The sequence below is a fragment of the Komagataeibacter oboediens genome (assembly GCF_018491655.1).
Lineage (GTDB): Bacteria > Pseudomonadota > Alphaproteobacteria > Acetobacterales > Acetobacteraceae > Komagataeibacter > Komagataeibacter oboediens.
The window spans coordinates 62610-85159 of record NZ_JABLUU010000015.1; the positions used below are offsets into that span (position 1 = coordinate 62610).

24 protein-coding genes and 1 tRNA gene are annotated in these 22550 nt (G+C 62.7%); 13 read left to right on the forward strand and 12 right to left on the reverse strand.

From position 1 onward, the window contains the following. Positions 1-65: 65 nt before the first annotated feature. The 3 genes from HNO79_RS12380 to HNO79_RS12390 all read right to left on the reverse strand — a co-directional run bounded on the left by HNO79_RS12380 (position 66) and on the right by HNO79_RS12390 (position 3380). On the reverse strand, positions 66-1220 hold the full coding sequence (locus HNO79_RS12380) for a GNAT family N-acetyltransferase (protein WP_048855608.1): 1155 nt from the start codon (positions 1218-1220) through the stop codon (positions 66-68). Between the two features lie 77 nt (positions 1221-1297). Further along, on the reverse strand, positions 1298-1765 hold the full coding sequence (locus HNO79_RS12385) for a RidA family protein (RefSeq protein WP_010514641.1): 468 nt from the start codon (positions 1763-1765) through the stop codon (positions 1298-1300). A 52-nt stretch (positions 1766-1817) separates the two neighbouring features. Further along, complete coding sequence (locus HNO79_RS12390) at positions 1818-3380, reverse strand: TSCPD domain-containing protein (RefSeq protein WP_010514642.1); 1563 nt, start codon at positions 3378-3380, stop codon at positions 1818-1820. A 349-nt stretch (positions 3381-3729) separates the two neighbouring features. Between HNO79_RS12390 and HNO79_RS12395 the strand changes: the two genes are divergently transcribed. From HNO79_RS12395 to HNO79_RS12425, 7 genes are all read left to right on the forward strand, one after another. Beyond that, on the forward strand, positions 3730-4098 hold the full coding sequence (locus HNO79_RS12395) for an NADH-ubiquinone oxidoreductase subunit NDUFA12 family protein (protein WP_200410337.1): 369 nt from the start codon (positions 3730-3732) through the stop codon (positions 4096-4098). A 59-nt stretch (positions 4099-4157) separates the two neighbouring features. Next, the gene (gene mlaD / locus HNO79_RS12400) at positions 4158-4700 is read left to right on the forward strand and encodes an outer membrane lipid asymmetry maintenance protein MlaD (RefSeq protein WP_200410338.1); all 543 of its coding nucleotides are present in this window, start codon (positions 4158-4160) and stop codon (positions 4698-4700) included. Beyond that, positions 4697-4927: a hypothetical protein gene (locus tag HNO79_RS12405; RefSeq protein ID WP_010514645.1), complete on the forward strand. Its 231-nt coding sequence runs from the start codon at positions 4697-4699 to the stop codon at positions 4925-4927. Before mlaD ends, HNO79_RS12405 begins: the two co-directional genes overlap by 4 nt. Then, complete coding sequence (locus HNO79_RS12410) at positions 4924-5574, forward strand: DUF2155 domain-containing protein (protein WP_200410339.1); 651 nt, start codon at positions 4924-4926, stop codon at positions 5572-5574. The genes HNO79_RS12405 and HNO79_RS12410 overlap by 4 nt, the downstream gene beginning before the upstream one ends. A 96-nt stretch (positions 5575-5670) precedes the next feature. Further along, entirely contained in the window at positions 5671-6426 is a 756-nt protein-coding gene (gene otsB / locus HNO79_RS12415; protein WP_010514647.1) for a trehalose-phosphatase, read from the forward strand. After that, the gene (locus HNO79_RS12420) at positions 6414-7766 is read left to right on the forward strand and encodes an alpha,alpha-trehalose-phosphate synthase (UDP-forming) (RefSeq protein WP_010514649.1); all 1353 of its coding nucleotides are present in this window, start codon (positions 6414-6416) and stop codon (positions 7764-7766) included. The genes otsB and HNO79_RS12420 overlap by 13 nt, the downstream gene beginning before the upstream one ends. Positions 7767-7772: 6 nt before the next feature. After that, positions 7773-8282 (forward strand): disulfide bond formation protein B, encoded by a 510-nt coding sequence (locus HNO79_RS12425; RefSeq protein ID WP_214165333.1) that lies wholly within the window; start codon positions 7773-7775, stop codon positions 8280-8282. On the opposite strand, the gene HNO79_RS12430 is transcribed toward HNO79_RS12425, so the two are convergent. Further along, positions 8236-8412, reverse strand: a complete 177-nt coding sequence (locus HNO79_RS12430; protein WP_010508831.1) for a DUF1328 domain-containing protein — start codon at positions 8410-8412, stop codon at positions 8236-8238. The genes HNO79_RS12425 and HNO79_RS12430 overlap by 47 nt on opposite strands. A 126-nt stretch (positions 8413-8538) precedes the next feature. Here HNO79_RS12430 and HNO79_RS12435 point away from each other — a divergent pair, with 126 nt between their 5' ends. The 3 genes from HNO79_RS12435 to HNO79_RS12445 all read left to right on the forward strand — a co-directional run bounded on the left by HNO79_RS12435 (position 8539) and on the right by HNO79_RS12445 (position 12806). Further along, a complete protein-coding gene (locus HNO79_RS12435; protein WP_214165334.1) occupies positions 8539-10599 on the forward strand; it encodes an NAD(+) synthase in 2061 nt (686 codons plus the stop codon). A 167-nt stretch (positions 10600-10766) separates the two neighbouring features. Continuing rightward, the gene (locus HNO79_RS12440; protein WP_214165335.1) at positions 10767-12182 is read left to right on the forward strand and encodes a hypothetical protein; all 1416 of its coding nucleotides are present in this window, start codon (positions 10767-10769) and stop codon (positions 12180-12182) included. A 354-nt stretch (positions 12183-12536) separates the two neighbouring features. Then, positions 12537-12806: an HU family DNA-binding protein gene (locus HNO79_RS12445; protein ID WP_010514654.1), complete on the forward strand. Its 270-nt coding sequence runs from the start codon at positions 12537-12539 to the stop codon at positions 12804-12806. A gap of 56 nt (positions 12807-12862) precedes the next feature. Here the strand turns inward: HNO79_RS12445 and HNO79_RS12450 are convergent, their stop codons facing one another. The 3 genes from HNO79_RS12450 to HNO79_RS12460 are packed head-to-tail and all read right to left on the reverse strand — an operon-like array spanning position 12863 to position 15599. Beyond that, positions 12863-13450 carry a LutC/YkgG family protein gene (locus HNO79_RS12450; protein WP_214165336.1) on the reverse strand — a complete coding sequence of 196 codons (588 nt, stop codon included), beginning with the start codon at positions 13448-13450 and terminating at the stop codon, positions 12863-12865. Beyond that, entirely contained in the window at positions 13447-14859 is a 1413-nt protein-coding gene (locus HNO79_RS12455) for a lactate utilization protein B (RefSeq protein WP_010514656.1), read from the reverse strand. The genes HNO79_RS12450 and HNO79_RS12455 overlap by 4 nt, the downstream gene beginning before the upstream one ends. Further along, positions 14856-15599 (reverse strand): (Fe-S)-binding protein, encoded by a 744-nt coding sequence (locus HNO79_RS12460; RefSeq protein WP_010514657.1) that lies wholly within the window; start codon positions 15597-15599, stop codon positions 14856-14858. The genes HNO79_RS12455 and HNO79_RS12460 overlap by 4 nt, the downstream gene beginning before the upstream one ends. A 106-nt stretch (positions 15600-15705) precedes the next feature. Here HNO79_RS12460 and HNO79_RS12465 point away from each other — a divergent pair, with 106 nt between their 5' ends. Continuing rightward, positions 15706-16650, forward strand: coding sequence for a LysR family transcriptional regulator (locus HNO79_RS12465; RefSeq protein ID WP_029329506.1), 945 nt, complete (start codon positions 15706-15708; stop codon positions 16648-16650). 109 nt (positions 16651-16759) lie between these two features. On the opposite strand, the gene HNO79_RS12470 is transcribed toward HNO79_RS12465, so the two are convergent. Genes HNO79_RS12470 through HNO79_RS12480 form a run of 3 tightly spaced genes read right to left on the reverse strand, consistent with a single transcriptional unit; the run spans position 16760 to position 18983 of the window. Further along, entirely contained in the window at positions 16760-17836 is a 1077-nt protein-coding gene (locus tag HNO79_RS12470; RefSeq protein WP_010514659.1) for a zinc-binding metallopeptidase family protein, read from the reverse strand. After that, the gene (locus HNO79_RS12475; RefSeq protein ID WP_214165337.1) at positions 17833-18744 is read right to left on the reverse strand and encodes a transglutaminase family protein; all 912 of its coding nucleotides are present in this window, start codon (positions 18742-18744) and stop codon (positions 17833-17835) included. Before HNO79_RS12475 ends, HNO79_RS12470 begins: the two co-directional genes overlap by 4 nt. Positions 18745-18749: 5 nt before the next feature. After that, positions 18750-18983 (reverse strand): hypothetical protein, encoded by a 234-nt coding sequence (locus HNO79_RS12480; protein ID WP_146221615.1) that lies wholly within the window; start codon positions 18981-18983, stop codon positions 18750-18752. Positions 18984-19028: 45 nt separating this feature from the next. On the opposite strand from HNO79_RS12480, the gene HNO79_RS12485 reads away from it, so the two are divergent. Beyond that, entirely contained in the window at positions 19029-20495 is a 1467-nt protein-coding gene (locus HNO79_RS12485; RefSeq protein ID WP_010514661.1) for a circularly permuted type 2 ATP-grasp protein, read from the forward strand. Then, positions 20477-21532, forward strand: a complete 1056-nt coding sequence (locus HNO79_RS12490) for an alpha-E domain-containing protein (protein WP_010514662.1) — start codon at positions 20477-20479, stop codon at positions 21530-21532. The genes HNO79_RS12485 and HNO79_RS12490 overlap by 19 nt, the downstream gene beginning before the upstream one ends. A gap of 205 nt (positions 21533-21737) precedes the next feature. On the opposite strand, the gene HNO79_RS12495 is transcribed toward HNO79_RS12490, so the two are convergent. Together HNO79_RS12495 and HNO79_RS12500 are read right to left on the reverse strand one after the other, a co-directional pair. Continuing rightward, positions 21738-21812 (reverse strand) — tRNA-Gln (locus HNO79_RS12495). 93 nt (positions 21813-21905) lie between these two features. Continuing rightward, positions 21906-22547 carry a TetR family transcriptional regulator gene (locus tag HNO79_RS12500; RefSeq protein WP_214165338.1) on the reverse strand — a complete coding sequence of 214 codons (642 nt, stop codon included), beginning with the start codon at positions 22545-22547 and terminating at the stop codon, positions 21906-21908. Positions 22548-22550 lie beyond the last annotated feature (3 nt).

The window sequence follows — 22550 nt, forward strand, 5'->3', positions numbered from 1 at the left end:
CCGATCAATGCGCTACGCTATCACGCCCGCCGTTCAATGCGGCATGACATGCATCATCACATCCATCACAACCCGGAGCGGTATGGGGTCATGGCATCCAGCGCGGGCAGTTCGGCCTGGATGGCGGCGCGTTCATGGTGCAGGAATCCGGCAACCGCCTCGCGCAGGCCAGGATGGCTGATCCAGTGGACTGAATGGGTCAGGCACGGACGGTAGCCGCGCTGCAGCTTGTGGTCGCCCTGTGCGCCTGCCTCCACCCGTTTCAGTCCGTGGGCGATGGCGAAGTCGATGGCGCGGTAATAACACAGTTCAAAATGCAGGAAGGGCCAGTCCCCCTCCACCCGTCCCCAGTTGCGGCCATACAGGGTGGTGCGTCCCATGAGGTTGAGCGCACCCGCCACCGGCACACCATCACGTTTTGCGATCATCAGCACCACCCGGTCCCCCAGCCGTTGTGACAGCAGCGGAAAAAAGCCGGGCTGCAGGTAGGCGCTGCCCCATTTGCGGTCCACGGTGGACAGGTAGAACTGATAGAAATCATGCCACAGGGCATCGGTGATGTCCGTGCCGCGACAGGTATGGAACGTCAGGCCACAGGCATTGGCGTCGCGCCGTTCCCGGCGGATGGCCTTGCGCTTGCGCGAGGCAAGCGTGTCCAGGAAATCGTCAAAACTGGTATAGTCGCAGTTGTCCCAGTGGTACTGCACCCCAAGGCGCTGCAACCATCCGGTCTGTCCCAGCAGGTCATATTCATGCTGCGTGCAGAACGTGACATGGACCGAAGACAGGTCCAGTTCCCCACAGGCCTGACGTAACGCACGGCCCGCAAGCTGGCGCAGGACATCGGCATCCGGTGCGTCCCTGTGCACCAGCAGGCGCGGCCCCGGCACGGGGGAGAACGGGACAGCCACCTGCAGCTTTGGGTAATACTGCCCGCCCGCCTGCATGAAGGCCTGCGCCCATTGCTGGTCGAATACATATTCGCCGTAGGAATGACCCTTGGCATATAGCGGGGCGACCGCCAGCAGGCGGCCTGTCCCGTCGCGCAGGGCAAGGTGCTGGGGCATCCAGCCGGTCTGTGGCCCGGTGGACCCGCTGTCTTCCAGCGCGGACAGGAAGGCATGGCTGACAAACGGGTTGTCATCCCCGGCGCAGGCATCCCATTCCTGTGCCGGGATTTCAGCAATCCTGCGGTGCAGGATCATGGTGGTGCCGGTCATGACGGGCGCACCAGTGGACAAACCGCGTGGGGCGTTGGGGTCATGACAGGCTCCCTTTTGTGTTGTGGGGCTTTGTCTCAGCCTATTTCGAACAGGCCTTCCACTTCAACAGCCGAATCGAGCGGCAGCGACGGCACGCCCACGGTGGAGCGCGCATGACGGCCCGCATCACCAAACACCGCCACCGCCAGGTCGGACGCGCCATTCATCACGGCGGCATGCTGCGTAAAGTCCGGCGTGCAGGCAATGAACCCGCCCAGACGCACCACGCGCTTCACGCGCGACAGGTCGCCAATCGTGGCCTTCACCTGCGCGATCACGTTGATCATGCTGTAGCGCGCGGCTTCGACCGCCAGTTCAACGGCGACACTGTCGCCCAGCTTGCCCGTAGTCAGCAGCTTGCCATCCACCAGCGGCAGCTGCCCCGATACCACAAGCGAAGACCCGCTGAGGACGGCCGCGACATAATTCGCCACCGGGGCGGCAGGGGTGGGCAGCACAATGCCAAGCTGCTTCAGGCGCTGTTCGGGGGTGATGTCAGGCATATCGGGTTCATCCTTACGTTGTCAGGGGCGACAGGGCGCACGGGCCGGTGCGTCAGCCGACCAGTCGCAGCCCGCGCCGCCGTGGGGGTGTGTCATCGCCATCGTCATTGCCGGATTCAGGCAGGTCAAGCGGCAGCATGGGGGCGGGGGTGTCCACCATCATGTCCTCATGCGGGGCATCGGGCAGCCTGCGCCCCAGATAGGCATCTGAAAGCGCCCGGAAGGCATAGTCCAGCATGGATGTCGCGTAGGACGCAACCGGGTCGCCTTCCACCGTGCCGGCCGGGCCGAAATGGGTATAGGCGAAGGCCTCGACATAGCTTTCCAGCGGTGCGCCGTATTGCAGGCCGATACTGACAGCCTGCCCCAGCGTATCCATAAGGCCACGCACCATCGGGCTTTCGCGCGTGGGGGTCAGGCTGATTTCCCCCAGCGACCCGTCGGCATATTCCCCCGTGCGCAGGAACAGCCGGTGGCCGCCCACGCTGGCCTTCTGGGTAAAGCCGCCATGGCGTGCGGGCAGGGGACGGCGCACGCCGCGTTCCAGACCCGCGCGGGTGGCCAGTGTGTCGCGCGTGGCGTCGGGGCGTGCGGGCACGCGGTCCACGAACCCGCTGAGCGCGCGGTGCATGGCCTGATGCGACGCAGCACCGGGTAATGGCAGCACGGTCTCCCCCGCCAGTGTCGCGGCAAAGGCGGCCTCCAGCGTCAGCCCCCGGCACGCAAGCCGCGCCAGCGTGCTGGTGGCCAGCCGCCCGTCGGCGCGCAGCGGGGAGAAAACGGGGGCAAGCCCGCACGATTCCACCCCCAGCAGCGCATCGATCGGCCCGGGCGTGGAAAAACCGGTTTCAACGCGCGCGGCAGGGTGGTCGGTCTCGACCGCGGCTTCCTGCCACACCGCGCGGGCGATCTGGCTGACGCCGGGCAGGATGCTGCGCACGGGCGGCAGCGGCATGGCGTCCGCGCCCTCGCCGGAATGGGCGACAAGGGTGGCAAGGGCCACGATGCTGCATGCCGCGTCGCGCCCGGCTTCGCTGTCATAATCCAGCCCCAGCCCGGCCAGGCAGGCATCAAGGTTGGTCAGCAGGATGGCGCCAGCCACCGGCGGACGTTCATGCAGGTCTGCCACGACGGGGGCGGGGACGGCGCGCAGGTGGGGCGTGGCCCCGCCCGACGGGTCGGGCAGTGGCAGTTCGCCATTGCGCATATGCTGCTTCTGTCGCGACACCGCGCGCAGCACGCGGGCCAGCAGGCGCAGGGCCGCGACGAAATCGGTGGCCATGAACCCGTTATCGGCTTCGACAAAGGCCGCAAGGTTGACCACGAAGGCGGGCCTGCGGTCATGGTGCCCGTGCCACAGGCTGTCCGCTGGCGCGGCCTGCCGCATCAGCAGCAGGCACGACAGCGTGCGCGCGACGGGCTGGACCGTGGGGCCGGATATTTCACCGGTACACAGGTCGTCTATCCATCGCGCGGCCTCGACCGGCAGGCTGGCGGGGCCATGGCCGGGGGCCAGCTGGGCCAAGGCCTCGGCTGCCGTGTCATCCCAGTCGGCGGGCAGGGTAATGGAACGTGGCGCGTCGTCGGGGTCCGCTGCGGCCTCTACGGTACGCATGCGCACGCCATTCCAGTGGCTTCGTGCTGTCATACCTTCTGTTTTACCGGCACGGACAGGGCGCGCGGAACCCGTCTGGACCGGAGTCGCAACTATACATTCCACTGGATACCGTGGATATGGGGGATAAGTACGGACGGGCCGGAAGGGGGGCGAAATCCCACGGTCCCGACAGGGTGATGGCTGTGATCGAGTCCCGCTGTGTCACGCGCATCCCGTCCGTCACGGCGGGGCAGGTGACGTAGGAGGGGGCTGTCGGCCTGCCCGTTTTGCCTGATCGTGCAGATGTGACGGCCGCTCGCGCATATGCGCGTGGACCACGCGCGGGGAGGCGGACTAGGCTTCGGTCATGGCAAATCTAGGCACCCGTATCTATACCCGTTTCAAGGGGCGGCTGGTCGGCAGGGACGCCGATGGCCGACCCTATTATGAGGCCCGGACCCCCAACCGCACCGGTGGCGGGGAAAAGCGTCATGAACGCTGGGTCATCTATCACCGGGGGGAAGATGCATCTGCCGTCCCGCCCGAATGGTGGGGCTGGCTGCACCATATGGATGATGCCCCCCTGCCCGAAAGCGCGCGCCAGCCATGGCAGCGGCCGTGGCAGCCCAACCAGACCGGAACGGCGGCCGCCTATCATCCCCCCGGCAGCGACCTGCGTGGTGGGCAGCGGGCTTCAACTACCAGCGATTATGAGGCATGGTACCCCGAGGGATGAAACCGGTGGCGTAACCTGCTAGGGTGCGCGCCACTGGATATTGGGGAAGCATTGCCAACATGGTTGCTGCTGTTTCAGGGCGAGCGGGCCGTCAGCCAGCGGAACTTCTTGCCGGATTTGCCGTGCTGGCCGTGCTGGCGGGCATGCTGGCCTATGCCGTGCTGGACAAGGGGCGGCCGCATGAAAGCGGCTACCGGCTGAACGCGGGTTTTGCCCACATAGATGGCCTGTCGGTCGGTTCGGATGTCAGGCTGGCCGGAATCACGGTTGGCCAGGTGGTTGATGAGCATGTCGATCCCAAAACCTTTGAAGCCCAGGTCACCTTTACCGTGCGGCCCGATATCAAACTGCCGGATGATACGGCGGCGATCATTACCAGCGACAGCCTGTTGGGCGGTAAATACATCGCGCTGTCCCCCGGTGGGGATGAGAAGATGCTGGCCCCCGGCGGTACGATCGGCCAGACGCAGGGCGCGATCAGCCTTGAACAACTGCTGAGCAAGTTCATCTTTTCCGTCACCGATACGCTGACCAAGGCCCGGCAGGACAAGGCCCAGGCTTCCCGGCCTGCGCAGCCCCCTGCGGGCGGAGACACCCCATGAGCCATGATGCGGACGCCAGCGCGGGGATGCCGAAGGTCTGGCCGCAATCCGATGGCACGCCGGTGTCATGTCGGGATAAATTGCTGATATTGCAGGAAAATTATACGGAATTGCAGGGTATTCTACGTGACGCGTTCGAAGATGCGATCCTGATGGGCGTGGATGAGGCGGCAATGCGCCAGATCCTGCTTGACCTTGTGGGTGGATTGCGGAGCCCCAAGGCATGAGGCGTCTCCTGCGCTGCCTGCCCGCCGTCCTGCTGTCCGGACTGCCCGCCTGCGCCCATGCGGTCGAATGGCTGGCCCCGCCCGCGATGTATCCGCCCGATACGTGGCAGGGGCGGTCCATCGCCACGGTGCGTGTGCTGGACAAGCTGGATGCCCATATCCAGATGCTCGACATCCCCACGGGACAGGACGTCACCTATAAAAGCCTGACGCTGCATGCCACGTCATGCCTGCAGCGGCCGCCCACCCTGCCCGCGGACAGCGCCGCATGGATGGAAGTGCACGACGCGCATGAAGGCATGGCGGCCTTTCAGGGATGGATGGCGATCGACGAACCCGCGACCGGCGTGTTCCAGAACCCGCTTTATGATGTACAGCTTGCGGGATGCAGCGGCGATGCGGTAGCCCCCGTGCCACCCCCGCTTGCAACCGTGGCGGCCCCCGGCGTGGGGGCTGATGGCAGCCCGGTCCCGGCGGCTGGCGGCACGGCCCCGTCGCCCGCGCCGGGCACGGCCGTGCCGGATGCGCCGCAGCCGATGTCGCCCACGCAGGCCCCGACCGTGGCGCCCCCGGCCTCGCCGCCGCTGCCCATGCCGCCTGCCCCTGATCCGGGGGATGAGGGGGCAGCCCCGCTAATGCTGCATTAGATAATAGTTTAATTTGTATCGTATCAATGCTGTCCGCCTGTCCGGTATGGTTCCGGGCTTGCGTATTCCCCAGCTTTGCCGGAGGCTAGACCCATCATGAGCAAGATACCTTCCTTTCCTTCGCTCGATCGGCTGCCTCCGCCTGCACGCGCGGCATTCCTGCTGGATTTTGATGGTACGCTGGTTGATATCGCCCCCACGCCTGAATCCGTGGTGGTGGCGCCCGGCCTGCTCGATACGCTCAGGCGCCTGCGTGACAGGTGCGGCAATGCACTGGCCGTGATTTCGGGACGGCCCATTGACCAGATCGACCATTTTCTGGGCGACGTGCCCTATGCCGTGGCGGGTGAACATGGCATCGCCATCCGTCATGCGCCGGGGCAGGCCATTGAACGTGCGCCTTTGCCGCCGGTGCCTGCCGCATGGATCGAACAGGCTGACAGGCTGGCCCATGCCCATCCCGGCGTGCGGATCGAACGCAAGAAGGCGGGGCTGGTGCTGCATTACCGGGGCGCGCCAGATGCGGGTCCGGAACTGGGCAAAATCGCGGATGACTGGGTCGCTGCGACCAATGGCGCCTTTCACGTGCAGGCGGCCAAGATGGCGTGGGAAATCCGCCCCGCGGGCATAGACAAGGGTCATGCGGTGGAAGTGCTGATGAAAAGCGCGCCATTTGCCGGGCGGGCCCCGATTTTCGTGGGCGATGATGTGACGGATGAAGACGGCATCCGCATGGCGGTGCATCTGGGCGGGGTCGGTTTCCGTATCCCGGCTGATTTCCCTGATCCCGCGGCCTTCCGTGGCTGGCTTGCGCAACTGGCACAGGGGGGCGGGGACACATGGGGCGACTGATTATTGTATCCAACCGCGTCCCGTCCCCGCGTGAACGCAGCCAGCCCGCAGGCGGTCTGGCCGTCGGGCTGAAAGATGCGCTGCGCGAAGGGGAATCGCTGTGGTTCGGCTGGTCAGGCAAGCAGGTGCAGCTGCATGGCGGTGATCCGGTGCCCCGGCTGGACCGGGTTGATAACGTCACCTACGCCACCATTGACCTGACCCCGCTGCAGTATGAGGGGTTTTACCAGAATTTCTCCAACGGCATCCTGTGGCCGCTGTTTCACTACCGCGTGGGGCTGATGAACTATTCCCGCACGGACTGGGAAACCTACCTTGCGGTCAACGCCATGTTCGCGCGCACCCTGCTGCCGCTGCTGCGGCCCGATGACGTGATATGGGTGCATGATTACCACCTGTTCCCGCTGGGGCAGGCGCTGCGGGATCTGGGGGTGAAATGCCGGATCGGGTTCTTCCTGCATATTCCCTTTCCGCCATGGAGCCTCGTGCGCTCCCTGCCAGGCGCGGAGCTGCTGCTTGAGGATATGCAGAGCTATGACCTGGTGGGCGTGCAGACCCCCGAGGATGCCGAGAACCTGAATCACTCGCTGGAAGTCAACGGCCTGCCGCCGCGTGGGGAGGCATTTCCCATTGGCATTGATCCCGATGAGTTCCGCGCGCAGGCGGAAAAAAGCATGCAGGGACCGGAGGTCGAGCGCCTGGAAGGCAGCCTGCGCGGTGCCAAGCTGGTGCTGGGCGTGGATCGGCTGGACTATTCCAAGGGCCTGCCCGAACGCTTTCGTGGTTATGAGGCGCTGCTGGCCCGCTATCCCGAACATCGTGGCAAGGTGACGTTTCTGCAGGTCGCTCCCATTTCCCGGGGCAGTGTGGAGGAATACCGCCAGCTGCGCCGCCAGCTTGACGAACTGACCGGGCGGATCAACGGCGCGTATTCCGAATTCGATTGGACGCCCATCCGCTACATCACCCGCCCGCTTCCGCGTGAGGTTCTGGCCGGGTTCTACCGCCGGGCGGAAGCCGCCCTGATCACGCCCCTGCGCGATGGCATGAATCTTGTTGCCAAGGAATACGTGGCGGCGCAGGACCCGGCCAATCCGGGCGTGCTGATCCTGTCGCATTTCGCGGGTGCCGCGCCGGAAATGGACGAAGGCATCCTGGTCAATCCGTATGATCCCGATGAGATCGCCGATGCCCTGCATGAGGCGCTGACGATGGGCCTTGCGGAACGCCGCACGCGCTGGCAGGCGCTGGAGCGCGAGGTCAGCAGCACGACAGCCGTAAGCTGGGCCGCTGATTTCATGCGCGCGTTGCAGGCAGCGCCCGTCGTGGACCGATCGTAGCCAGCCATGCGTTCAATTGCTTTATTGATGGTGCTGGCAGGGTTTGCCGCACTTGGTGTCGCGTGGTGGAGCCAGTACACACTCGGCCACGTCCCCTGCGGGCTGTGCCTGTGGGAACGCTGGCCCTACCGTATCCTGATCGTGCTGGGGGCATTCGCCACCATATTGCCGCGCGACATGGCCCGTGGCGTACTGTGGCTGTGCATGCCGGTGCTGCTGTGCGCCTTCGGGCTGTCGGTTGTGCATGTGGGGGTGGAACAGGGGTGGTGGGCCAGCCCGCTGCCTGAATGCCGTGCACCCACATTCCACGGCGGCAGTTTTGCCGAGCGCCTGGCCTCCATGCCGCGCCGTCCGGCCAAGCCGTGCGACGCGGCGACCTATCTTGTGCCCGGCGTGCCATTGTCCATGGCCATGATGGACGGGATCTATGCCCTTGCGCTGATTCCGCTTGTACGCCGAGGATTGCGGATCAAGGCGAAGTTCCGCGGCCGCGGCCGAAAAACAATCCAAGGATAAACAGGACGATGAAGACAAAAAAGAGTACCTTGCCAAAATAGGCAAAGGTGTCCGAGATGCCGCCGAAGCCAAAGACCGCGGCGATCAGGGCCAGGACAAGGAATGTGATGGTCCAGCGTAACAGGTCCATGATCCGGTTCCTTCCGATCGTTGTTGTGACAGACGCGGGCATGCCATCCGCTCTATAACAATGCGCCAGACGGCACCCGGTTCATCGGGCGGCATGATTTTGGTTTTCGGGGCGGGAAGGCAGGATATGACAGCACGCGACAGCACGGCCGGATTTTACGCTATGTACACGCACGGGTTTGCGCGCGTGGCGGCATGTACGTTGCCGGTGGTTCTGGCAGACCCGATGGAAAACGCGCGCCGCACCAGTGAAGCAATCCGTGCCTGTCATGATGCAGGGGCCGTGGTTGCGGTTTTTCCTGAACTGGGCCTGTCGGGTTATGCCATCGAGGACCTGCGCCAGCAGGACGTGCTGCTTGACCGCGTGGGCGATGCCATAACGTGGCTTGCAGCGCAGACGGCGGGCTTGCGGCCGCTGGTGCTGGTGGGGGCACCGGTCGTGTGGGGGGATGCGCTGTACAACTGCGCCATTGCCCTGCATGACGGGCGTATTGCTGGCGTCATTCCCAAGTCCTACCTGCCCAATTACCGCGAGTTTTACGAGGCACGGCAGTTTACTGCCGGTGCGGGGCTGCGGGGCGGCCATGTCACGCTGGGTGGTCATGACGTGCCGTTTGGCACCGACCTGCTGTTCCGTGCCCGTGATGTGCCGGGGCTGGTGGTGGCCGCCGAAATCTGTGAAGACATGTGGGTGCCCCAGCCGCCGGGCATTCAGGCCGCCCTTGCCGGGGCCACGGTCATTGCCAACCTGTCGGCATCCAACATCACGGTGGGCAAGGCGCGTACGCGCACGCTGCTGTGCCAGTCCCATTCCGCGCGTTGTATCTGTGCCTATCTGTATGCTGCGGCGGGGGAGGGGGAATCAACCACCGACGTGGCGTGGGACGGGCAGGCCTCCATTTTTGAAAATGGCGCGCTTCTTGCGCAAAGTGCGCGTTTTCCATCCGGCCTTGTCACGCTGACGGCGGATGTGGACCTTGATCTGCTGCGGCAGGAACGCCTGCGCATGGGCACCTTTGCCGACAACCGGGCGCATGAAGGTGTGCGGGACTGGCGCTGGATCGATCTAACCATGGCCCCGCCCATGGAAAATATCGGCCTGCAGCGCGCCATTCCCCGCTTTCCCTTCGTGCCCAGTGACCCTGCGGTGCTGGATCAGGACTGTTACGAAGCCTTTACCATACAGGTCACGGCCCTGAAGCGGCGGCTGCTGGCGTCACGGGCGAAAACGCTGGTCATTGGTGTTTCGGGCGGTCTTGATTCCACCCATGCGCTGCTGGTCGCGGCCCGGGCGGCGGATGAAAGCGGGCTGGGGCGGCAGGCGGTGCTGGGCTATACCATGCCCGGCTTTGGCACCAGCAGCGACACGCGTGGCAATGCGCATGAACTGATGGCGGCACTGGGCATACAGGCGCGTGAAATCGACATCCGCCCGGCGGCACGGCTCATGCTGGAACAGATGGGACATCCCTTTGCCACGGGGAAGGACGTGTACGACGTCACGTTCGAAAACGTGCAGGCGGGGCTGCGGACCGATTTCCTGTTCCGGCTAGCCAACCAGTCGGGCGGGATCGTCATTGGCACCGGCGACCTGTCGGAACTGGCGCTGGGCTGGTGCACTTATGGCGTGGGCGACCAGATGGCGCATTACAATGTCAATTCCGGCCTGCCGAAAACACTGATCCAGCACCTGATCCGCTGGGTCATGGCCAGCGGGCAGGAACAGGCACGGACCTGCGCGGTGCTGGATGCCATCCTGTCCACCGAAATCTCGCCCGAACTGGTGCCCGCCACGGCGGGACAGGCGGTGCAGAGCACGGAATCGCTGATCGGCCCGTATGCATTGCAGGATTTTACCCTGTTCCATGTGCTGCGGTATGGCTTCCGCCCGTCCAGAATCGCATTCATGGCACTGCATGCATGGGGTGATGCCGCAGTCGGGGCGTGGCCGCCGGGTTTCCCCGCTGGTAGCCAGCGGAGCTATGATCTGCCCGAAATCCGTCACTGGCTGGGTGTTTTTCTTAACCGCTTCTTTGGTTTCAGCCAGTTCAAGCGTTCGGCCATGCCCAACGGGCCGAAGGTTGTTGCCGGGGGTGCGCTGTCACCGCGCGGGGACTGGCGTGCGCCGTCTGATGGCAATGCCCGCATATGGCTGGAGGAACTGGAAAAACAGGTTCCGTCAAACTGAACCGATTTGACCCTGATTCCGAATTTCTTAACCCATTGCTGTCAATTAGCGTCGTGAAAGCATCCCCTTCCCGGTCGTGACGATCATGGCGGCGCGGGTGGCGGGTCATCTGTAGCGACGTCGGGAGACATGCATGTTCCCGCAATGCGTGAAAAGGAACGGAATGCATGGGTGTGACCGTAACCGGGGCCACGGGCCAGACGCTGGGGATCAATCCGGACAGCAGCGTCATAGCGGGACTGCAGCAGGCGGGTGAGGCGGCGGCCCTGCAATCGCTGATCGGCGGCATTCCCGGTGCCGACATCACCGCACTGACGCAGGCCTATGGCGGGGACATCACCAACGTTCCGGCGCAGTCCCTGCGCATGCTGGGCGTGGCCGGGATCGACCGGTCGATCGCGCAGCAGATTGGCGGGGCGGCACAGGAGATCACGTCCGACGGGTATTATGACACGACCGCCAGCAAGGTCGTGATTGGCAGTACAACGCCCGCGCCGCTGGATGGCACCGTCGTCCTGGACAGTGGCAGCCAGGCCGTGACCGCCGTGGACGGCGACATGGGTGAGGTGGATTTCATCGCCGGATCGGGCGACGTAAATTATTACGCGGCTGGCGGCAATACCGAGTTCGTCAGTGGCGGCGGGCAGGATGTCATGCATGTCATGGGCGGGACCGACACGGTCTATGCCTTTGACGGCACGCCCACCGTGACCGGAGACTGGAACGCCCCCGGTGGGACGACGGCGTTTGACGGTGGCAATGCACAGTTGCAGGTATTTGATGGCGTCGTGGTGCAGGATGTCAGCAATTCGGGCATCGTTACCTATGCAACCGATGATTATTTTGAAGAACCTGCCCCTGCGCAGGATACCGCAACCATTGATGGGGGCGTGTCCGACACCATTTACGGCAGCAATGACCTTGTTATCAATTCCACCAGCGACAGCACCATCCAGGGTGATGACAGCCTGACCGTAAGCGGGGGCGACAGCGATACGATTTCGGCCAGCTATTCCACCCTGCTTGATAATGTCGATGCCAGTTCGATTTCGGTCAGCGTGCCGGGCACACTGACATTCATTGATGGCAGTAAGGGCATTTCCGACACCGTAACCGGAAGCAACGCCACCATTTTCGGCACTGCCGGACTGGACCTGAGCGCGAATACAGCCGGGAACATCACCTATTACGCCAGCGGCGGGAATGAAACGCTTGATGGCGGGCTGTCAACGAATGCGCTCTACGCCGTGGCGGGTAACGGAAACGACACCCTGATCGGCGGGCAGGGTGCTGACACCCTGCAGGCCGGTCTGGGCAATGACCTGCTGCAGGCAGGGAACGGCACGACAGAATTCGATTTCATCAAGGGGCAGGATGGTGGCAACGACATCATTCAGGACTTTGGCAGGTCGGCAGGCAATGCCGTCAAGCTGTCCGGTTATGATGCGAGTGCGGGTGCCATCCAGTCCATGCTGGACAACGCCACCATTGCCGGCGGAAATACGACTGTCAGCCTGGATGACGCGACCCGGATCACTTTTGTCGGCGTGACGGACCTGAAGGCGCAGAATTTCAAAAGCTGAGGCTGGCGGTCCATAATCCGCGCCAGATACTGCCGTCATGTGGATGGGGTGTCTGGCGCGGGAAATATTTTTTCAGGACCAGTTTTTTTTAGCCAGAATGATACGATTTCGATATAAACAATCTGTTATCGCACAGATGGGCCGATATAACTACCGTTTTCGCAAAGGCTTCGGTTCTTGCTGACCACAACAGCAGGAATTTTTATGTGATAACAAAAAATTGCTGGTGTAACCCCATTCATCGGGTTAAAAGCCGCGACCGTTCGGCCCGGATGGGCGGCAATACCCCGTCTGGTTACGCGAACAGGATACTTACGACATTCATTTTTAGCCCGAAAGGAGCAGGCCGTTACGATGAGTAAAGCCTTTATTGCAGCAGTTATTCAGGATTCGATTGATTGCACGGGTGTCGCGGCCAATCAGGCTGCTTCTGACCTGATCGCGGCGATTGTCAAGGAACTGAAGCGTGAGGGTGGCTTTACCCTGCCGTCTTTCGGCACGTTTACGGTCAAGAAAACCAAGGCCCGCAAGGCGCTCAATCCCCGTACCGGCGAACCGGTGAAGGTCAAGGCGGGCAAGACGGTCCGCTTCAAGGCCAGTCCCAACCTGAAGAAAGCTGTCTGATACCCGGCAGCTTCGCGCCATTTCGGGAAAATGGCGCGAAGGGCTGCCTGTCACATTCAGGCAAACCAGACCGAAAGGGATCGCACACCCTGTGCGCCCCGGATCAGCACGCCCTGAATATCCGCCGTGGCGGACGGGCCGCTCATCAGCACGCCATAATTGGCGGATTTGAATTCTGGCCGTTCCTGATAGGCGGTGTGCATGTTCGCCGTAATCGAGTCGGGCGACAGCACCACCACGATGTGCTGCCCCAGATGGGCGAAGGAATTGATCGGCAGCTGCGACTCGCTCAGGAAGATTGACCCCATTTCCGCAATGCCGAAGGGTGCACGCACCACGGTCACGTCAATGGTCGCCGCGTCCTGCGGGGTCTTGACCTTTTCCACCGGCAGCGTGCCCTTCGCTTCCGGCACATTGGAACAGATCACCTTCGCATCCGGGTGACGGCGCATGATGGCCTGATCCAGTGTTTCGCCTTCAACCGGCTCCAGCACATCGCCGCCCAGTATCTTCAGGCTGGCGATGAAGCGTTCCCGGCTGGCATCCAGATCACCCAGTGTCCTGACCGGCGGCAGCGGATGGTTTTCCGGCGTGGGACGGTTATTGCGCAGGACCTGCAGGATTTCGTCGCGTGCGGCGCTCATTTCTTGGTCTCCGATGCGGCGGCAGGCTTGGCCTTCTCGCGGTTCTTGCGATACCAGTCATTGAATGTCTGCTTGACCGGATGCGGGTTTTCGCGGTGCTTGCCCCACGGGTTCAGCCAGTTATACAGCACGAAGCGCGGCATGGAGCCCAGCGAGACCTCGGTCATCTTGATGGCGGCGCGGTACATCTTGGGCTGACCCATAAGCTTGCCCGCCATGTGCATGATCTCACGCTTGACGAAGGGCATTTCATGGTGCTGCACCAGTACGCGGCGCCATTTGTACAGCTGTTCGTGGATGTTGATCTTGACCGGACAGACATTGGTGCAGCTTCCGTTCAGCGTCGAGGCATAGGGAAGCGTGCTGTATTTGCGTTCGTTGAAGGTCGGGTCGATGATCGCACCAATCGGGCCGGAATACACCGCGCCATAGGACAGCCCGCCTGAACGGCGGTACACCGGGCAGGTGTTCATGCAGGCGCCACAGCGGATGCATTTGAGCGACGTCCAGAAATCTTCCATGCCCAGACGCGCGGACCGGCCGTTATCGACCAGCACCACATGCATTTCGCCCCCCTTCTGCGGGCCACGGAAATGGGTGGTGTACTGCGTGATCGGCGATCCCAGTGCGCTGCGTGACAGCAGGCGGATGAAAACGCCAAGGTCGGCCATGCGCGGGACAAGGCGTTCGATCCCGATGGTTGCGATGTGCAGATTGGGCACGGTCGCGCTCAGGTCCGCATTGCCTTCATTGGTGCAGACCACGAACGTGCCGGTTTCCGCCACCACGAAATTGCCGCCCGTCATGCCCGCATCCGCATGCAGGATCACGGGGCGGGCCGCCTGGCGCTGTGCTTCGGCCAGCAGGTGCGGGTCACGGATGTTGGGGTCGGTGTGGTAATCCTTGGCGAAGATCTTGGCCACGTCCGATGTCAGCTTGTGCACTGCCGGCACCACGATGTGACTGGGCAGTTGGTCATCAAGCTGCTGAATGCGTTCGCCCAGGTCCGTCTCGGTTACGGTGACGCCCTGTTTTTCAAGATAGGGCCGCATGTCACATTCTTCGGTGACCATGGACTTGCTCTTGATCAGGTTGCGCGCGTTATGGGCCTTCAGGATCTCGCCCACGATGCGGTTATGTTCCGCCCCATCGCGCGCCCAGTGGACGTGAATGCCATTCTTTTTCGCGTTTTCCTCGAACTGCTCCAGATATTCGGGCAGGCGGGACAGCGTATGTTCCTTGATGCGGGACGCCTCTTCACGCAGATCCTGCCATTCGGGCAGCATATGCATCTGGCCGTCACGCTTCTGGCGCATGTCCCACAGGCGTTCGTCATGGAACTGCAGGTGGGGCGCATCCTCAAGGAAATGCTCGGCTGCGCGGGCGTGGTTGACGGGCTTGTTGCTCATTCTGCTGCTCCGTTAAGGATCTGCGCGATATGAATGAAGCGGATGGGGACGCCCGCGCGTTCGGCACAGCCCTGCTGGTGCATTACGCATGAAGAGTCGGCCGAGACGATGTAATCCGCGCCCGCCTGATAATGGTCACGCACCTTGTCCACGCCCATTTTGGCTGACACGGCTTCTTCCGTAACGGAGAAGGTGCCACCGAACCCGCAGCATTCATCGGGCCGCTTGGGGGTGACAAAACGGATGCCCTTCACTTTCGACAGCAGGTCCATCGGCTTGGAAAACGGCTTTTCCCCCAGTTCGGACATGCTGGCCGTGCGCAGGGCGCGCAGTGTGCCGCAGCTGTTGTGCAGGCCCACGGTGTGGTTGAATTCCGCCCATGGGAAGGCATCGACCTTCAGGATGTCATGCAGGAATTCCACCAGTTCATAGGTGTTTTCACGTACATGGCGGACTTCGTCGGTCTGCGGAATCGCATCGAAATTGTCGCGGACATGATGCGTGCAGCTGCCCGATGGCATGACGATCTTGTCGTATTTGGCGAAGTTGCGAACAAACAGGGCTTCCGCGGCGGCGGCGTCCGAATTGCAGCCGGAATTGCCCATGGGCTGGCCACAGCAGGTCTGGTCCAGCGGATATTCGACATCCTGTCCCAGTTTTTCCAGCAGTTCCAGCGTGGCAATCCCTGCCTCAGGGTAGAACGCGTCGATATAACACGGAATGAACAGGCCAATTTTCATTATGGGATACTCATCCTCAGCACGATTGGCGCGAAACGTGGCGCAAGCCATGTTATTTCGTCAAATATATATTGAAAGACATTCCCATATATAATTTATATGGAACATGGATTTAAGGCATTTACGATATTTTGTAGCCGTTGCCGAGAACGGGAGCTTTACCCGTGCTGCAGAGCAGCTAGGCATAGAACAGCCACCTTTGAGCCAGCAGATCAAGCAGCTTGAAAATGAACTGGGTGTTCTTTTGTTCCAGCGCCTGACGCGTGGGGTCAGGCTGACGGATATCGGTCTGGTCCTGCTGGATCAGGCGCGTGCCCTGCTGGGCATGCAGCAGCAGTTCCTGGCTACGGCACAGGGGCTGGCGCGGGGTGAGAAGGGGCATATCCGCGTGGGGCTGGCGGGTGCGGTCTCGCTACTGCCGATGATTCCGCTGACGGTACGGCGTTTTCGGGAATTGTGGCCCGATGTCACGATCTATCTGGAGGAAAGCAATACCCCCGCCCTGCGCAAAAGCCTGCATGACCGGGCCATAGACATCGCCATTGTCCGCCCGCCGGTGCCCGACGGGGCCGGCCTGCTGGTGTCCCCCCTGCTGGAGGAGGAAACGGTCGTGGCCCTGCCCAAGGGGCACCCGCTTGCCATTCACCGCCACCTTGAGCTGGAAATGCTGGTGGATGAACCCTTCATCATCTTCCCGAGAGAACTGGGGCCGGGGTTTCATGACGCGATCCTGTCCGCCTGCCACAATGCCGGTTTCACGCCACGCATGGGCCAGCAGGCCCCGCAGATCGCGTCCACCGTGCCGCTGGTGGCCGCGGGGCTTGGGGTATCGGTCGTGCCCCGGTCGCTGCACCAGATCCATTCGGGGGGCGTGACCTATCATTCTCTGGGTGCGAAGGCGCCGCGTGCGGAACTGGCCATTGCCATGCGGGCGGGGCAGCATGTGCCGCTGCTGGCCAATTTCATTTCCACCCTGCGGGCATGCTGCCGGGACATGAACGACAGCGCCATTTCCATTGCCCCCCTCACGGGGGAGGAAGAAACGGTCTGACATATCGGCCCGCAGCGCGGTCCGAAAATGCAGGATGTCGCTGGTGGGACTCTGTTCAGGAAGCTCTGCCTGTGTGAAACAGGGCGATACCGGGAAAATTTATTTTATATCATGCCGTTATATTATCCACGCGGCTGTCGCGGATCAGTTCGTGGATGAAGGACAGCTTGCGCAGGATCTCTGGCGCCAGCACGAAGGGGTAGAAATCCGGCAGCCCCATGGAACGGTTGAGGCTGTTGGCGGCATAGGTCAGGGGCAGCCAGCCATCCGTGATTTCGGCAAAGGACATCTCGGTATAGGGATCGCGTTGTATGCTGGCGCGCAGCGGGGGGGCGTGGGCGCCTGACGCGTCAATGGACATGCCGTAGGCCCATGCGGTCTCGAGCGTCGAGATGATGTGCAGGTAATGCGCCCATGTCTCGGCGAAGTCCTCCCACGGGTGGGACGTGGCGTAATGGCTGACATACTGCCCGCGCCACGTATCGGTGGTGGGGGTGGCGTAATGTGCCTTCAGGCTGTCGGCATAATCGCGCCGGTCATCGCCAAACACGTCCCGGCAGGCGGCCAGGCGGTCAGGGCCTGCGTCCCGGATCAGGACATTCCAGTAATAATGCCCGATTTCATGGCGGAAATGGCCCAGCAGGGTGCGGTAGTATTCCCCCATCTCCAGCCGCATCTGTTCGCGTCGTGCATCGTCCGTCTCGTTCAGGGCAATGGTGATGACGCCGTTCGTGTGCCCGGTCATGGCGGGGGGACCATCGGGCAGGCTGTCGAGGAAGTCGAACGCCAGGCCGCCCTCAGGGTCCTGTCGCCGGTTGCGCAGTGGCAGCCCGAGCCGCAGCAGGCTGTAGAACAGCCGGTGCTTGGCGATCTCGAGCTTCTGCCACCGCGCGATATTGCCCGGTACCGACAGGTTGGGAATGGTGCGGTTGAAACTGCACGCAAGGCAGTAAGGCTGTCCCGGCTCGACCAGCCAGTTGCATGCGCTGTAGGCATTGTTGGCACATAGCGCGCGCGGTGGCGCATCCGGTGTCGCCAGCGGCTGCCATAGCCCGTCCCCCATGGCGTCCAGCGCGGACAGCACGGTGCGTTCGGGCACATAACCCAGCGTATGGCCACAGCGTTCGCAGGCCGTATTTTCAAAAAACAGGACCTGCTGACATGACTGGCAGAAAAACAGTTTCATAAGGGGTGTATCGCCCGGTGCGGCTGGGACGCCATGTCCGCGATCGGGGGCATGGGCACGGTTTCCATTATGGCTTCAAAGGTGGCGACGCACTGGTCCAGCAGGCCACTGACGGGGGCTGCCTGCTGTGGCGTGGGGGCGACGGCAAGCGGGATATGTCCCTGTGCCGCCAGTAGCCCCGATGTCGTATCCAGCCCGATCCATCCTGCGCCGGGTACATGCACCTGCGTCCAGGCATGCAGGTCGCACCCCAGCCGGTCCGGTGCGTTCAGGTCCGGCTGGAACAGGTAGCCCGATACAAACCGGGCGGCAAAGCCCAGACGGCGCAGCACGGCAATCAGCAGCCATGCGCTGTCCCGGCATGATCCGGCGGCATTGCGCAGGGTATCCTCTGGCGACCAGACGCCAGCTTCGGTCCGGATGCGGTAGGTGATGCGCGTGGCGATGGTCCGTGTCAGGTTCACCAGCAGGTCCAGTGTCGGGCAGGGCAGCAGGGCGCGCCATTCCTGCACGAATGCATCAAGTAGCGGGGTTGGGGCGCCGGCTTCGTCTGCTGCCTGCATGTAAGGGCCAAGGGCAGGGTCATTGCATGCCCCGTCCGCAGGCCAGCGGCATGCCGACTTGGCCATGGTGAAGCGGAACGGGTTGACGGGCGTCTGGTCGGTGGCAAGTCGGACGGTAATGTCGAAATGCGTGACACGTTCGGGAAACGTGATGCGTGCGGCATGATTGCCAAACGCATCCAGCCCCCATGTGCGCGTGCAGGGCTGCGGGGCAATGTCCATGCTGTGGGAGAGGATATTCCTGCATGCCGCCACCGGCCGCAGCCGGACGGTCTGCGGGCCGAGGTGAACGGGCCGGTCGTATCGGTACCGTGTGTGGTGGACCAGCATGGCATGCGCGTTCATGTAATCTAAAGCCCCGGAAAACTGTCCCGCATGCCTGCCATCGTGATCCGGCGATGGTGCGGTTCGGACGTGGTGTCTGTATGCCTGTTTACGGTATCAGGATTGGTGGTGGCGGCAATATCGTATTTTTCAGTCATTTGGGTGCGAATGGAAGGGGAATGCAGATTCGTTCTTGGCAAGAGACGATTTTCTTGCTCCGCTAGAAACGGATCGAAACGAAATTGCAGGTGGGCGGACATGATTCCTTCGCGCCTGATCCACCTCCACGCCAGCGGGGGTAGGGCATGAATGATATGAAAACGGCAGTACAGGCCGCCGGGCTGTTCGCGACGTACGACATTCCGGATTATTTCTGTGAACTGCTCAATCGCGGCGACAGCCCGCCCCCGGACCTGCAGCGGGTGCGCGACCGCCTGGCCCGTTTCGACCTGGCGGAACTGCGGCGCAGGGCCGCCGCGGTGGAGGCGCAGTTCTACCGCCTTGGCATTACCTTTACCGTCTATTCCGACCGCGAGGCGATCGACCGTGTCCTGCCGTTCGATGTCATTCCCCGTGTGCTGACTGCGGCGGAATGGGATCATGTCGAACGCGGCGTGCAGCAGCGCGTGCGCGCCATCAACCTGTTCCTGCATGACATCTACCACGACCGGCATATCCTCAATGACGGCGTGGTGCCGCGGGATCTGGTGCTGGGCAATGCCAATTACTGTCAGGCCATGGTCGGGCTGGACGTGCCCGGCGGGGTGTACGTGCATATCAACGGCACCGACCTGGTGCGTGACCGCGATGGCCGTTTCCTGGTACTGGAAGACAATGCCCGCACGCCGTCAGGCGTGTCGTACGTGCTGGAGGACCGGCAGATGATGCTGCGCCTCATGCCCGATCTGGCACGGGGGCTGAACATCCGTCCGGTCGATGAATACGGCCCGCGCCTGCACCGCGCGCTGGCGGAGGTCGCACCCGCGGGCGTGGATAACCCGCAGGTGGTCCTGCTTTCGCCGGGTATCTATAACGCCGCGTATTTCGAACATGTGTTCCTGGCGCGTGAAATGGGTATCCCGCTGGTCGAGGGACGTGACCTGATGGTGGAGGACGGGCGCGTCTACATGCGCACCGTGGCCGGTCCCCGCCCGGTCCATTCCATCTACCGCCGGCTGAATGACGATTTCCTTGACCCGCTGGTGTTCAATCCCGACAGCATGCTGGGCGTGCCGGGACTGGTGGATGCCTATCGTCAGGGGAACGTGACGCTGGCTAACGCCATTGGCACCGGCGTTGCGGATGACAAGGCCGTTTACGCCTACATGCCGCGCATCATCCGCTATTATCTGGATGAGGAGCCGATCCTGACCAATGTGGAAACCCATATCTGTGCCGAGCGCGAGGGGCTGGAGTACACCCTGGCCAACATCGAACGGCTGGTGGTCAAGCCGGTGGGCGAATCCGGTGGGTACGGACTGCTGATCGGGCCCCACGCCACGCAGGCCGAACTGGATGAATTCCGCGCCCTGCTGCGCGCCAACCCGGCCAATTACATAAGCCAGCCGGTCATAAGCCTGTCGGTTTCGCCCACATTATGCCCCGCGGGGGTCGAGGCGCGACATGTGGACCTGCGTCCCTTTGCCGTGACAGGGCGCGATACGTGGGTGCTGCCGGGTGGCCTGTCACGCGTGGCGCTGCGCAAGGGTTCGCTGGTGGTCAATTCCTCGCAGGGTGGTGGGTCAAAGGATACATGGGTGCTGGCATCATGACACAGGCTTCGGTCTTTCCCGCCCCGGTCGTGCCGGGGCTGCGCAACCTGCTTTCGCGCTATGCCGAAAGCACGATGTGGCTGGCGCGCTATATGGAGCGTATCGAGAATCTTGCCCGCCTGATCGAGGTGACCAGCACATCGGTTTCCGCCACCAACATGGATGCGGGATGGGACAGCGTCATACGGATCAACGCGGATGAAGGCCTGTTCTTCCAGCATCATGAGACCGCGACCGAACGCAGCGTGGTGGCTTTTTACATCATCGACGCCAACAATCCGGATTCCATCGTGTCCATGGCCCGTTATGCGCGGGAAAATGCGCGGGTGCTGCGTCCCCTGATCTCGACCGAGATGTGGATGCACCTGAACGTCTTTACGCGCTGGGTCATGGAACTGGGGCCCAATGACGTCGGCGCGGGCTATCTGTCCAGCCTGTGCACGCGGCTGAAACAGGATTGCCAGACGCATTTTGGCATAACGGAGGGCACGCTGTACCGCGATCAGGCGTGGCTGTTCTATATCCTTGGCAAGAACCTTGAACGCGCGGATCAGATCACGCGGCTGATCGACATCAAATACCATACCCTGCTGCCCAGCGAGGTCGGAATCGGGTCGGATATCGACATGAGCCAGTGGACATCCGTACTGCGCTCGGCTGCGGCATATCATGCGTTCCGCCGCGTCCTGCCCGAAGGGATGACGCCTGCCAATATCGTGGGGTTCCTGCTGAAAAATGACGGTTTCCCCCGGTCGCTGTCCACCAGCCTGCGCAGTGTCTACAGCGTGCTGGGATCACTGGCGGGGGAATACCGCCTGCGCCACTGCGCCCCGATCATTGAACGGGTGGAGGAACTGCGCGTAACACTGGCGGAACAGACGGTGGAAGACATCATCATGCGGGGCCTGCATGAATACATGGACTGGATCCAGCGCGAACTGCGGCAGATCCAGAATGAAATCGCCCATGCCTTCTGGCCGCCCGTCCTTTCGATCCACTCTACCGGTACGGGCCGGATGGAGCAGGTCCAGAACTGATATTTTGAAATAACGTCGAGATCAGAAACGGATAAACGGTTCTGGATGCCGCCTTCTTTGCAAAAAGGCGGCGTTCCCTGACGCCTTGTTAAAAAAGCCTTGCCAGAAACATCGTCCGGATCTGCGGGATATGCCTTTCCTGACTGGCCGATCCGGCCCGCTGACACACGGCAGGTCGCGATATGATACGATTTTCAGGAATGACTGGCTGGGGCGGGAGGGTTCGAACCTCCGCATGGCGGAATCAAAATCCGCTGCCTTACCACTTGGCTACGCCCCAATAAGCCGACAACCGCACGAATCGTGCGTCAGGGTGATCTTCTAATGTCTAAAGGGCTGTCCCGTAAAGGGGGGACAGCCCGAACCCGTTCATTCAGAAAGACGGTTCCAGCGGCAGGTCCACCAGCGGGTCGGTCCCCGCGTCATAGCCACCGCCGGGCGCGGGCGCCTGCGGGGCTGCCGGCGCCAGGCCGATCACGCGCGCGGCACGCTCCAGCGCCTGATCAAGTGCTGCCATGGTGGTGCCCATGTCCTGACTGTCATCCTTGTCCCATGCGCGCAGGGTCATGGTCCATACGCCCAGCAGGGCCTGCAGGCGCAGGCCGCCGACCAGACCGTTCGTTTCCAGTCCCGCCGCGTTGGCGATCCATTTCATGCTTTCCAGCGTCGCCCCCCCCAGCAGGATGGCCAGCGGCGGGTCCATGGGCACCGCGCGCAGCACGCTGCGCACGCCTTCGCGGTACTGCTGGAACACATCCAGTCGGCGCATGAGCATGTCGAACAGCTTTTCGCGCACGCTGCCTTCGGATTCGTCCTCCACCAGTGCCGCTTCATCCGCCAGTCGGCCCAGCGTCAGCAGGATCATCGCCTTGCATGGCGCGCGCCTGCGGGCGGTTTCCAGGCTCAGCCCGGCGTCCCGCGCGGCATCAACGACCGTCATGCGTCGCCATCCGTGCGAGGCGGCACGTTCCAACGCTGAGCGGAGAAGGGTGGCGTCAAACAGGTCGTTATCCATGGA